Consider the following 13,276-nt stretch of genomic DNA (forward strand, 5'->3'; position numbering starts at 1 on the left):
ATCTATTCTGATTTTTAGATTTTTAAAGTTCTGAAATCTGTTTTAAGCACATCTACGCATTTTAACGTGAAAGAGGGGGTTAAAGTCAATTTTTATAAACATTATGCACATTTGTATAATAAATATTCTGTATCATATATGTATTATACTATTGGCTAATTCGCAAACATCTCTAAATAAACAAGAATTGTAAAAAGCCTTGTGGGTATATATACTAACGGAGGTTTTAAACCGTATTGTATTTGGGTAAAGATATTTTTACACCAAAAAATTTACATTAATGTGAACTTTTAGTGTTTTAATTCGTTTATCTTGATAGTTCCACCAGAAACATTTGGTGGGTTTTTAGAAAAGCAAGTAGATGAGCTCCACTGTGAGCAAGATGGGCAAGTAACTGTGAAAAAGCAAAGACCTGTAAATCTAGATCTAACAACTATATCTATGCCGGCAACGGCTAAAGCATCAATTTTTCACCGCGTCACCGGTGTTGCATTATTTTTTGCTTTAACGTTTGTCATTTGGGCTTGGTCTGAGTCTCTCTCGTCAGCTGAAAGTTTTGAATTCGTCAAGGGTCTGTTTAACGGATTTATTGCCAAATTTATAGCTTGGGGCACCATTTCAGTACTAGGTTACCACTTAATTGGTGGTATCCGTCATATGGTAATGGATATGGGACACTGGGAAGAACTTGAGTCAGGTAACCTAAGCGCTAAAATTGCAATGGCTCTTGGCGTTGTATTCGCTGTATTGGCGGGAGTGTGGATATGGTCTTAAATCAAGCAACTCTTAAACGTGATGGTGTACAAGATTACGTATCTTTACGTACCACGGCATTAATAATTAGCGCATATGCTATTTTTATTATCGGCTATTTTTTAGCGACGCCAGAAGTCACTTTCGAAGCCTGGACAGGCCTCTTCTCTAACCTAGCTATGAAAGGGTTTACGTTAGTAACTCTAATATGCATCATGGTTCATACCCGCATTGGCCTTTGGCAGGTTTTAACAGACTATGTTAAAAACTCAAAGTTACGCGCATTTTTAGGGTTTGTTCTAAACCTAATGGCCGTTGCTTACGTAGCTATTGGTCTAATTGTATTGTGGGGTGTTTAAGTGAAATATTCTGTTCGTGAATTTGACGCCGTAGTAATCGGTGCTGGTGGTGCAGGTATGCGCGCTGCCTTGGCTATTACTGAATCGGGCAAAACGTGTGCATTAATATCTAAAGTATTTCCAACACGCTCACACACTGTATCCGCTCAAGGCGGTATTACAGTAGCGCTTGGAAATTCACACGAAGATAACTGGGAATGGCATATGTACGATACCGTTAAAGGTTCCGATTTTATCGGTGACCAAGACGCTATTGAATACATGTGTCAAACTGGCCCAGAAGCTATTACTGAATTAGAAAACATGGGTTTACCATTTTCTCGTTTTGAAAATGGCCGTGTTTACCAACGTCCGTTTGGTGGCCAATCGAAAAATTTTGGTGGTGAGCAAGCAGCACGTACTGCAGCCGCAGCTGACCGTACTGGTCACGCTTTATTACATCTCCTTTATCAACAAAATGTTAAAAACAAAACAAATGTATTCTCTGAGTGGTATGCACTTGATTTAGTTAAAAACGATAATGGTGATGTTGTTGGCTGTACTGCAATTGAAATTGAAACAGGTGAAATCACTTATTTCAAATCAAAGGCAGTTGTTCTCGCTACTGGTGGTGCAGGTCGCATATACGCCTCAACCACAAATGCTCATATAAACACTGGTGATGGTGTTGGTATGGCTACGCGTGCTGGCATATCTATGCAAGACATGGAGATGTGGCAGTTCCACCCGACCGGTATTGCAGGAGCAGGTACGCTTGTAACTGAGGGCTGTCGTGGTGAGGGTGGTTATCTTTTAAATAAAGATGGCGAGCGTTTCATGGAACGTTATGCACCTAACGCAAAAGACTTAGCATCTCGTGATGTTGTTGCACGTTCAATGATGACCGAAATTCGTGAAGGTCGTGGTTGTGATGGTCCTTGGGGTCCTCATATCAAGCTTAAGCTTGACCACTTAGGTGAAGAAACGCTTAACTTACGTCTTCCTGGCGTATGTGATCTTGCAAAAACATTTGCTCACGTTGATCCAGCTAAAGAGCCGATTCCAGTTATACCAACATGTCATTACATGATGGGTGGTGTACCAACTAACGTAAATGGCCAAGTACTTCAAATCAACGCTCAAGGCGATGAAAAAGTAGTTGAAGGTTTATTTGCGGTTGGCGAGATTGCGTGCGTATCTGTACACGGTGCAAACCGCCTTGGTGGTAACTCGTTACTAGATTTAGTTGTATTTGGTCGAGCTGCGGGTAACTTCTTAGGCACATACCTAAGAGATGTCGAGGTATCTAAAGCGGCGTCTGAGTCAGACTTAGAAGCGTCACTTGCTCGTTATAATCGTTGGGAAAACTCAACAGCTGGGCAAGGTGAAGATCCTGTTCAAATTAAGAAAGATCTTCAACAATGTATGCAGCTTAACTTCTCGGTATTCCGTGAAGGTGATTCAATGGCGACTGGTCTTCAAGAACTTAAAGAAATTCGTGAGCGTCTGCAACATGCTCGTCTTGACGATAAATCGTCAGACTTCAACACGCAGCGTATCGAATGTCTTGAACTTGATAACTTAATGGAAACAGCTTACTCAACAGCAGTAGCTGCGAACTTCCGTACAGAAAGCCGTGGTGCACACTCTCGTTTTGACTTCCCAGACCGTGATGACACGAACTGGTTATGTCACTCAGTATACAATCCTGTTACGGATGAAATGAGTAAGCGTGACGTAAACTACGCGCCTAAGACGCGTGAAGCATTTCCACCTAAAGCACGTACATACTAGGAGCGAGACGATGGCACAAGTACAATTTTCAGTTTATCGTTACAATCCAGATGTTGACAACGCACCGCGTATGCAAGATTACACCTTGCAAATTGACGATGGTCACGACATGATGGTTCTGGATGCACTTTTATTATTAAAAGAGCAAGATCCTTCACTTTCATTCCGTCGTTCATGCCGTGAAGGCGTGTGTGGTTCTGACGGTGTTAACATGAATGGTAAGAATGGTTTAGCATGTATTACTCCTTTATCTACGTTACAAAATAACGGTAAAGGTACAATAGTAGTTCGTCCTCTTCCAGGATTACCTGTGGTACGTGACCTTGTTATTGACATGAGTCAGTTCTACACTCAATACGAAAAAGTTAAACCGTATCTAATTAATGACACACCTGCTGCAGGTGAACGTCTTCAGTCTATTGAAGAACGTGATAAATTAGACGGCTTATATGAGTGTATTTTATGTGCATGTTGTTCAACATCGTGTCCTTCGTTCTGGTGGAATCCAGACAAGTTCATTGGTCCAGCAGGCCTTCTTCATGCTTACCGTTTCTTAGCTGATAGCCGAGATACAGCAACAGAAGAGCGTCTAGCAGACCTAGACGATGCGTTCAGTGTGTTCCGTTGTCACAGTATCATGAACTGTGTTAGCGTTTGTCCTAAAGGTCTTAATCCGACCAAAGCGATTGGGCAAATCAAATCTATGTTATTAAACCGTTCAGTTTAACTACATAGAAACGTAAGATGGCTAGTATTAATTATTAGCCATCTTGTTATTATAACTATTAATTTCTGCGCTAAAGAAAAGGGCTTATAAATGCACGAAGGTGTGATGAAGGCATGGTTAGAATCTTCACATTTAAACGGCGGCAACGTTGCTTATGTAGAAGAGCTTTATGAAGCGTATTTAGACGATGCGACTTCTGTGCCAGATGAATGGCGAGAAGTGTTCGAACAATTACCAAAAGTTAATGGTGTGGATGTTGAAGTAAAACATTCAGAAGTTCGTGCACAGTTTGCACAGCTTGCAAAAAACAAGCATAGAGAAGTAGTGGTAGCAGAGGGTAGTGGCGGTGACCTAAAACAGGTTAAAGTTCTACAACTTATTAATGCTTTCCGTTTTCGTGGTCACCAAAATGCAAACCTAGATCCATTGGGTATTTGGGAACGAGAGCGTGTTCGAGATTTAGAGCTAGATTACCACGATTTATCAGAAGCTGATTTTGAGCGAGAGTTTAACGTAGGGTCTTTTGCGGTTGGTTCAGACTCTATGCCTTTAGGTGAACTATACCAAGCGCTTAAAACCACATACTGTGGTTCTATCGGTGCAGAGTATATGCACATCACATCGACAGAAGAAAAGCGTTGGTTACAACAACGTTTAGAATCTGTTCAATCTAGGCCTAAATTCGAAAAAGAAGAAAAGCTACGTATCCTTAAAGGATTAACCGCTGCTGATGGTCTTGAAAAATATTTAGGTGCTAAGTTCCCAGGTGCTAAACGATTTTCACTAGAAGGTGGAGACGCGCTGGTACCTATGCTAAAAGAACTTATTCACCGCGCAGGTGAAAGTGGCCAACAAGAAGCTGTAATAGGCATGGCTCACCGTGGACGATTAAATGTTTTAGTAAACGTTTTAGGTAAAAATCCATCAGAGCTTTTTGATGAATTCGCCGGTAAGCATAAAGAAACGCTTAGCTCTGGTGATGTTAAATACCATATGGGGTATTCATCAGACTTTGCTACCAAGGGTGGCAACGTTCACATGGCGTTGGCCTTCAACCCTTCTCACCTTGAAATAGTTAATCCAGTAGTTATGGGTTCTGTACGCGCTCGTTTAGATCGTTTAGGTGACAGTACGGGAATAAAAGCGCTCCCGATCACTATTCATGGTGATTCTGCTGTAACAGGTCAGGGTGTGGTTCAAGAAACGTTTAATCTTTCCCAAACTAATGCCTTTAGTTGTGGTGGCAGCATTCGAATTGTTGTAAATAACCAAGTTGGTTTTACTACTTCTAAACAAGACGATGTTCGCTCTACAGATTACTGTACTGATATCGCAAAAATGGTACAGTCGCCTATTTTCCACGTGAATTCTGATGATCCTGAAGCAGTTGCATTTGTAACGCAGATAGCACTTGATTTCAGAAATAAATTTAAGCGTGATGTGGTTATTGATTTAGTTTGTTATCGTCGACATGGCCACAATGAAGCTGATGAGCCAAATGCTACTCAGCCTTTAATGTACCAAAAAATTAAAAAACACCCAGTTCCACGCTTGGTATATGCGGATCAGTTAATTGCTGAAGGTTCTTTTACAGAGCAGGAAATTAAAGCCCTTGCAGATGAGTACCGCAATGCATTAGATGACGGCAATTGTGTTGTATCTGAAATTCAGCCAGAAACGTCTCATTCTTCAGATTGGGCTAAATACGTAGGCCACGATTGGGATGTAGATTACGACGCAAGCGTTTCAGTAGAAAAGCTTAAAGAGCTTGGTGAAAAGGTAGCTAGTTACCCTGAACAATATAAGGCTCAATCGCGTGTTAAAAAGATTTACGAAGATCGTAAGCTTATGGCCGCTGGCGAAAAGCCGCTTGATTGGGGGATGGCAGAAACTCTTGCTTATGCAACTATCGCAACCGAAGGCACAGATATTAGAATGACTGGCCAGGATTCTGGTCGAGGTACGTTCTTCCATCGTCACGCAGTTGTTCACAGCCAGAAAGACGGTGCAACTTACCTCCCTTTGCAACATTTAAGTGAAGATCAGGGCACGTTCCAAGTTTTTGACTCGGTACTTTCTGAAGAAGCCGTTGTTGCATTTGAGTATGGCTATGCGACTGCGGAGCCAACTTCTCTTGTACTTTGGGAAGCTCAGTTTGGTGACTTTGCAAATGGTGCACAGGTTGTATTTGACCAATTCTTGAGTTCAGGCGAGCAAAAATGGGGTCGTTTATGTGGTCTTACCATTTTGTTACCTCATGGTTATGAGGGCCAAGGCCCAGAGCATAGCTCTGCACGTCTAGAGCGCTTCTTGCAGCTTTGTGCTGATCACAATATGCAGGTTTGTGTTCCGTCTACACCAGCGCAAGTTTACGCAATGTTACGACGTCAATCGGTCAGACCTCTTCGTCGACCACTGATTGTTATGACACCTAAGTCGTTACTACGCCATCCACTTGCTGTTTCTTCACTTGAAGAACTTTCAAATGGTGTATTCCATAATATGATCGACGAAGTTGATGATATTAAATCTGATGACGTTGAACGCGTTGTATTTTGTAGTGGTAAAGTTTACTACGAGCTACTTCAAGAGCGTCGTAAGCTGGAACAAAATAATATTGCCATCGTTCGTGTAGAGCAATTATACCCGTTCCCACATGACGAAATGAAAACTATTATGGAACGTTACCAACACGTTACTGATTTTGTATGGTGTCAAGAAGAGCCACAAAATCAAGGTGCATGGTACTGTTCTCAGCATCATTTTGTTGATGCAATTCCACAAGGTGCTAAGTTAAAATACGCAGGCCGTAAAGCTTCTGCGTCACCAGCGTGTGGTTACATGTCAGTACATACTAAAGAACAACAAGCGCTCGTTGCCGACGCGCTTACTATAGAAAATAAAGGATAAGCGATGAGCACAGAAATTAAAGTTCCTGTTCTTCCTGAGTCGGTTGCAGATGCTACCGTTGCTACATGGCATGTAAGTGTTGGCGACAAAGTAACTCGCGATCAAAACTTAGTTGACATTGAAACAGACAAAGTAGTGTTAGAAGTAGTTGCACAACACGACGGTGTAATTACAGAAATTTCTCAAGAAGAAGGTGCTACTGTACTTGGTGATCAAGTTATGGGCTTGCTCGGCGATGCTGATGCAGCGCCTGCGAGTGAAAGCACATCTTCAAACAAATCAGAAAAATCAGAAGACGCGCCAGCGGCGCCATCAGCACCAGCATCAGAAGGTAAAGAAGTGGATATTAAAGTACCTGTACTCCCGGAATCAGTTGCAGACGCAACAATTGCTACATGGCATGTACAACCTGGCGACGTGGTAACACGCGATCAAAACTTGGTAGATATCGAAACTGATAAAGTTGTTCTTGAAGTGGTAGCTCAAGAAGACGGTATTATGGGCGATATCATTAACGCTGAAGGCGATACTGTTCTTGGTGAACAAGTTATTGGTTCAGTTAAAGCCGGTGGCACACCTGCAGCTACGGCTGCAAAACAAGAAGCTGCACCTGCTGCTGATTCAGCTGACAGCTCTGATGTATTAACGCCATCTGTTCGTCGTTTAATTGCTGAGAAAGGCCTAGATGCTTCTAAAATTAAAGGTACGGGTAAAAATGGTCGCGTAACTAAAGAAGACGTTGATACTTTCTTAAAAGCACCTGCACCATCAGCTAAGAAAGCTGAAGCTGCGGCTCCAGCTGCACCAATGGGTGATCGTACTCAAAAACGCGTTCCTATGACACGTTTACGTAAAACGATTGCTAATCGCCTTCTTGAAGCTAAAAACTCTACTGCAATGTTAACTACGTTTAACGAAGTTAATATGAAGCCAATTATGGATCTTCGTAAGCAGTACCAAGAGGTATTTGAAAAGCGTCACGGTATTCGTTTAGGCTTCATGTCTTTTTACGTGAAAGCAGTCACTGAAGCACTTAAACGCTTCCCTGATGTAAATGCATCAATTGATGGCGACGATATTGTATACCACAATTATTTTGATATCAGCATTGCTGTTTCTACACCTCGTGGTTTAGTAACACCAGTTCTTAAAGATTGCGATAAGCTATCAGTTGCTGAAATTGAAAAAGGTATCCGTGAACTAGCACTTAAAGGTCGTGACGGTAAGCTAACACTTGACGATATGACGGGTGGTAACTTTACAATTACAAATGGTGGTGTATTCGGCTCGCTATTATCTACGCCTATCATTAATTTGCCACAGTCTTCAATTTTGGGAATGCACAAAATTCAAGACCGTCCAATGGCAGTAAATGGTAAAGTTGAAATTCTTCCTATGATGTATTTGGCACTTTCTTATGATCATCGCCAAATAGATGGTAAAGAATCTGTTGGTTTCCTAGTAACAATTAAAGAGTTACTAGAAGATCCAACACGTTTATTACTAGATGTTTAATCTAGTTGTATAAAATGTAAGCTGTGAATGGATGTTCACAGCTTTTTTTTTGCGCCTTTGGTCGTACTGGGGTTTTCATGTTAAGCCTTGGCAACTATACTAGGTGCGCAATTTGGGATAGTTGTTTATTTGAAAAAGTATTCAGCTCTTTTAGTATAAAAAATTGGATAAAGCATCATGAATTTGCATGAGTATCAGGCAAAACAACTTTTTGCCGAATATGGTTTACCAGTTTCTCAAGGTTTCGCTTGCGATACACCTGAAGAAGCTGCAGCAGCTGCTGAAAAAATCGGCGGTGATATGTGGGTTGTTAAAACTCAGGTTCACGCAGGTGGACGTGGTAAAGCTGGCGGTGTAAAGCTAGTTAAAACTATCGATGAAGTTAAAGCGTTTGCAGCTAACTGGTTAGGTAAAAACCTAGTTACTTACCAAACAGACGAAAATGGTCAGCCAGTTGCTAAAATTTTAGTAGAAAGCTGTACAGACATTGCCAACGAATTGTACCTAGGTGCAGTAGTTGACCGTGCTTCTCGCAAAGTTGTTTTCATGGCGTCTACTGAAGGCGGTGTTGAAATTGAGACTGTTGCTGAAGAAACACCAGAACTTATCCACAAAGCTGAGATTGATCCATTAGTTGGTCCTCAGGCTTACCAAGCACGTGAACTTGGTTTCAAATTGGGTCTGAACCCAACACAAATGAAACAGTTCGTTAAGATCTTCATGGGTCTTGGTAAAATGTTTAACGATTTCGATTTCGCACTTCTTGAAATCAACCCGTTAGTAATCACAGACGAAGGTAACCTTCACTGTCTTGACGGTAAAATCGGTATCGATGGTAATGCACTTTACCGTCAACCAAAAATCCGTGAGTTCCACGATCCATCTCAAGAAGATGCACGTGAAGCACATGCAGCAAGCTTTGAACTTAACTACGTAGCATTAGATGGTAACGTAGGTTGTATGGTAAACGGCGCAGGCCTAGCGATGGGTACTATGGACATCGTAAACCTACACGGCGGCAAGCCAGCTAACTTCCTAGATGTTGGTGGCGGCGCGACTAAAGAACGTGTTTCTGAAGCATTCAAAATCATCCTTTCTGACGACAATGTTAAAGCTGTTTTAGTTAACATCTTTGGTGGTATCGTTCGTTGTGACATGATTGCTGAAGGCATCATTGGCGCAGTTAAAGAAGTTGGCGTAAATGTACCTGTAGTTGTGCGTTTGGAAGGTACTAATGCTGAATTAGGTCGTGAAGTTCTTAAGAGCTCTGACTTAGACATCATCGCTGCTGAATCATTAACAGACGCTGCTGAAAAAGTTGTTGCTGCTGCGGAGGGCAAATAATGTCTGTATTAATCAATAAAGATACAAAAGTTATCTGTCAGGGTTTCACTGGTGGCCAAGGTACTTTCCACTCAGAGCAAGCGCTTGAGTACGGTACTCAAATGGTTGGTGGTGTTAGCCCAGGTAAAGGCGGTCAAACGCACCTTGGTCTTCCTGTATTCAACACAGTACGTGATGCAGTACAAGAAACTGGCGCAACTGCTTCAGTTATCTACGTACCAGCACCTTTCTGTAAAGATGCAATCTTAGAAGCAATCGATGCTGGCATCGAGCTAATTGTTTGTATTACCGAAGGTATCCCTACGCTTGATATGGTTGACGTTAAAGTTAAACTAGATCAAACAGGTACTCGTATGATCGGTCCTAACTGTCCAGGTGTTATCACTCCGGGCGAAACTAAGATTGGTATCATGCCTGGTCACATCCACAAGCCAGGTAAAGTAGGTATTGTTTCTCGTTCTGGTACTTTAACGTACGAAGCGGTTAAGCAAACTACAGATGCTGGTTTTGGTCAGTCTACGTGTGTTGGTATTGGTGGTGATCCAATCCCAGGTACTAACTTTATCGACGTTCTAGAAATGTTCGAAAAAGATCCACAAACTGAAGCAATCGTAATGATTGGTGAAATTGGTGGTACTGCAGAAGAAGAAGCTGCAGAGTACATCAAAGCTAACGTAACTAAACCTGTTGTATCTTACATTGCTGGTGTTACTGCACCAGAAGGTAAGCGCATGGGTCACGCTGGCGCAATCATCGCAGGCGGTAAAGGTACTGCTGATGAGAAATTTGCTGCATTAGAAGCTGCTGGCGTACAAACTGTACGTTCACTTGCTGATATCGGTAAAGCACTTAAAGAGAAAACAGGCTGGTAATCAGCTTAGTTTAATCTTTGCAAAGGCTCGCATTTAGCGAGCCTTTTTGTTTATGTACCCAATTAAAATGGGTAACTTATATGTTGAAAAAATCTAACCGTTAAATCTTGTCGTTCTTTATTTATATCTAGCTCATCACAAAGACTAAAAATCGTTTTTTCAACCTGATTCATAAATTTACCGTAACCAATTTCTTGCTTGTTTTGCTTTGTAGCAACGATTACAAAATGCATTGTTTCGACTAACTTTTTGTTATCGTAAAAATATTTAACTTGTTGTTCTTCGTTGTCTAGTTCAAAGCTTAATTTTTGAAGTTCTTCATTTCCTTCATTTACATCGACTTTGCTATTACGAATAATTGGTTTAGCACCATTTGCCACCAATGCACCATGGGTGAGCTTATTCACTTCACAACATCGCTTAAAGCTATCTAAAAAGTAATCATAAAATTGATTAAAGTCGCCATTGTTAATTAAAGTTTGAAATTGAGTTTTAATAGCTCTTGATACAGGAATAGAAAATGTTGCGTATGTCATCTCGGCATGGTCTTTCGGTATTTCACAGTGACGATTTTGATACCTAGGATACAAACTCCTCAATTTGTAGCCGTAGGTTTCTTTATTACCTTTATTTTTGGCAAATAAGTCATAAGTTAAATGTTGATGATCACGCACTTTAAATTGTGGTTGATCAATAAATAACTGTTCTTGCATAAGCGTTAATACTTTTTGGACTTTTCTGTGAAATACAGCGGAGTTAGCTCGTATATCTTCACCTGTAGCTAAAAAAAGTAAGCGCACTTTTTTACTTTGCGTGTCGGTTGAATAATAAAGTTTGTGTGCTTCGTGATAGCGTGGGTTATAAAATATAAGCATTTGCTTATTAGTCTCTAACTGATAAGACTCATCATGAAACCTGACAACAGGAAGTTTGTCGTTTGCTAAAATATGCACATTATGTAGCTCATATTCATCGCATGCTGCAAATAATTGTCGTGCTATTCTTTCGTAACAACAGTTTATTGAGTTAAAGCTTTCGTAAAAACTATCGTTAGGGGTAACTTCTGCAAGTAAGTAATGATTAGCGCGTGCATTACTAGGTATATAAACACGGTGCTGGTTAAGTAAAGCCATCTCTTAATCCTTATAAAGTACGGTATTGACGCACTATAAAGCGCTTCTATGAATTAAATATTGCGCTAAAACAAACTTTATTCGTTAAAAACAGATTAGATGGATTAAAGTTAATCAATAAGTAAGATAAAGCGTAATCTATTACTGTATGTTAGTGACTGTTTTTGTAATAATGCATTAGTTTTGTTAATAAGTAATATTTAGAGGATCGTACTCCTATGGCGGAAATTGAGAATCGCCCAAGTAACTTTATTAGAACCCGAATTGATGAAGACTTAGCAAGTAAAAAGCATGCTGCAACGCATACGCGTTTTCCACCTGAGCCCAATGGTTTTTTACATATTGGTCATGCAAAATCAATCTGCTTAAATTTCGGTATTGCAAAAGATTATAACGGCTTATGTAATTTACGATTTGATGATACAAACCCAGAAAAAGAAGACATTAACTACGTTAATTCTATAAAAGAAGACGTTCAGTGGTTAGGGTTTAATTGGGATGGTGACATAAAGTATTCTTCTAATTATTTTGACACTCTATACGGTTATGCCGTTGAGCTTATAAACAAAGGTTTAGCCTATGTTTGTTTTTTAACTGCAGACCAAGCACGTGAATACCGCGGCACTTTAACGGAGCCAGGAAAAAACAGCCCATACAGAGATACATCTCCTGAAGAAAACCTCGCACTATTTGAAAAAATGCGTGCAGGGGGCTTCAAAGAGGGTGAATGTGTATTGCGTGCGAAAATTGATATGGCAAGCTCGTTTATGGTGCTTCGCGATCCAATTATATACCGTGTTCGTTTTGCTCATCATCACCAAACTGCTGATAAGTGGTGTATTTACCCAATGTACGATTTTACGCATTGTATTTCTGATGCAATTGAAGGTATTACCCACTCATTATGTACTCTTGAGTTTCAAGATAACCGTCGTTTATACGACTGGGTACTTGATAACATTAGTATTGACTGTCATCCGCAGCAAATAGAGTTTTCTCGTTTAAACCTTGAATATACAATTATGTCTAAGCGTAAGTTAAATGACCTAGTTGTTAATAATATGGTTGAAGGATGGGATGATCCTCGTATGCCTACCATTGCAGGCCTTCGCCGTCGTGGTTATACACCGGCTTCAATTCGTGAATTTTGTTTACGAATAGGCGTAACTAAGCAAGAAAATATGGTTGAAATGGGTATGCTAGAAGCGTGTATTCGTGATGACTTAAATGAAAATGCCCCGCGTGCCATGGCTGTACTCGATCCGGTTAAAGTGGTTATTGAAAACTATGATGCCCAGAGCATAGAAACTTTATCGGTGGCTAATCACCCTAATAAAGAAGAAATGGGCCGACGTGACGTACCATTTACTCGTGAGATATACATTGAACGAGAAGACTTTAAAGAGCAGGCTAATAATAAATTTAAACGTTTAGTGCTCGATAAAGAAGTTCGTTTACGTGGTGCTTATGTCATAAAAGCTAACCGGGTTGAAAAAGACGAAAACGATGAAATAACGACTATTTACTGTACTTACGACAACGAAACACTAGGTAAAAACCCAAGTGACGGTCGTAAAGTTAAAGGCGTTATTCACTGGGTATCGGCCTCACAGGCTATCACTGCTGAAGTTCGTCTATACGATCGCTTGTTCAATGTGCCCAATCCAGCAGCAGCTGAGGAGTTTGAAACAACATTGAATCCTGAGTCGTTAGTTGTATTAGACAATGCCAAACTTGAACCGTCATTAGCTAACTCTCAAGCAGAGCAGGGCTTTCAGTTTGAGCGAACGGGTTACTTTTCACGAGACTCTAAATCAGACAATATCGTGTTTAATCAAACAGTGGGTCTGCGTGATTCTTGGTCTAAAACTCAATAGGTTGATTATTACT

At 40.7% G+C, this 13,276-nt stretch carries 10 protein-coding genes; 9 read left to right on the forward strand and 1 reads right to left on the reverse strand.

Annotated features, from left to right (window positions below; genetic code table 11):
* Nucleotides 1-396 precede the first annotated feature (396 nt).
* The 8 genes from sdhC to sucD all read left to right on the forward strand — a co-directional run bounded on the left by sdhC (nt 397) and on the right by sucD (nt 10,253).
* Nucleotides 397-774, forward strand: a complete 378-nt coding sequence (gene sdhC, locus ATS76_RS18070; protein ID WP_074210168.1) for a succinate dehydrogenase, cytochrome b556 subunit — start codon at nt 397-399, stop codon at nt 772-774.
* Entirely contained in the window at nt 765-1,112 is a 348-nt protein-coding gene (sdhD, locus tag ATS76_RS18075) for a succinate dehydrogenase, hydrophobic membrane anchor protein (protein ID WP_058553197.1), read from the forward strand. Before sdhC ends, sdhD begins: the two co-directional genes overlap by 10 nt.
* Nucleotides 1,113-2,885 (forward strand): succinate dehydrogenase flavoprotein subunit, encoded by a 1,773-nt coding sequence (sdhA, locus tag ATS76_RS18080; RefSeq protein ID WP_006794723.1) that lies wholly within the window; start codon nt 1,113-1,115, stop codon nt 2,883-2,885.
* 10 nt (nt 2,886-2,895) lie between these two features.
* On the forward strand, nt 2,896-3,612 hold the full coding sequence (locus tag ATS76_RS18085) for a succinate dehydrogenase iron-sulfur subunit (RefSeq protein ID WP_006794722.1): 717 nt from the start codon (nt 2,896-2,898) through the stop codon (nt 3,610-3,612).
* A gap of 90 nt (nt 3,613-3,702) precedes the next feature.
* Nucleotides 3,703-6,522, forward strand: a complete 2,820-nt coding sequence (gene sucA, locus ATS76_RS18090) for a 2-oxoglutarate dehydrogenase E1 component (RefSeq protein WP_058405565.1) — start codon at nt 3,703-3,705, stop codon at nt 6,520-6,522.
* A 3-nt stretch (nt 6,523-6,525) separates the two neighbouring features.
* Nucleotides 6,526-8,037, forward strand: coding sequence for a 2-oxoglutarate dehydrogenase complex dihydrolipoyllysine-residue succinyltransferase (gene odhB, locus ATS76_RS18095; protein ID WP_058553198.1), 1,512 nt, complete (start codon nt 6,526-6,528; stop codon nt 8,035-8,037).
* A gap of 177 nt (nt 8,038-8,214) precedes the next feature.
* Entirely contained in the window at nt 8,215-9,381 is a 1,167-nt protein-coding gene (sucC, locus tag ATS76_RS18100; protein WP_006794719.1) for an ADP-forming succinate--CoA ligase subunit beta, read from the forward strand.
* On the forward strand, nt 9,381-10,253 hold the full coding sequence (sucD, locus tag ATS76_RS18105; RefSeq protein WP_008127375.1) for a succinate--CoA ligase subunit alpha: 873 nt from the start codon (nt 9,381-9,383) through the stop codon (nt 10,251-10,253). The genes sucC and sucD overlap by 1 nt, the downstream gene beginning before the upstream one ends.
* 62 nt (nt 10,254-10,315) lie before the next feature.
* Here sucD and ATS76_RS18110 read toward each other — a convergent pair whose 3' ends face one another.
* On the reverse strand, nt 10,316-11,386 hold the full coding sequence (locus ATS76_RS18110; protein WP_058553199.1) for a DUF3083 family protein: 1,071 nt from the start codon (nt 11,384-11,386) through the stop codon (nt 10,316-10,318).
* A gap of 218 nt (nt 11,387-11,604) precedes the next feature.
* Between ATS76_RS18110 and glnS the strand changes: the two genes are divergently transcribed.
* Entirely contained in the window at nt 11,605-13,263 is a 1,659-nt protein-coding gene (gene glnS, locus ATS76_RS18115) for a glutamine--tRNA ligase (protein WP_058553200.1), read from the forward strand.
* The last annotated feature ends 13 nt before the right edge of the window (nt 13,264-13,276 follow it).

It is taken from the genome of Pseudoalteromonas sp. 10-33 (genome assembly GCF_001469195.1).
In the GTDB taxonomy this organism is placed as follows: domain Bacteria; phylum Pseudomonadota; class Gammaproteobacteria; order Enterobacterales; family Alteromonadaceae; genus Pseudoalteromonas.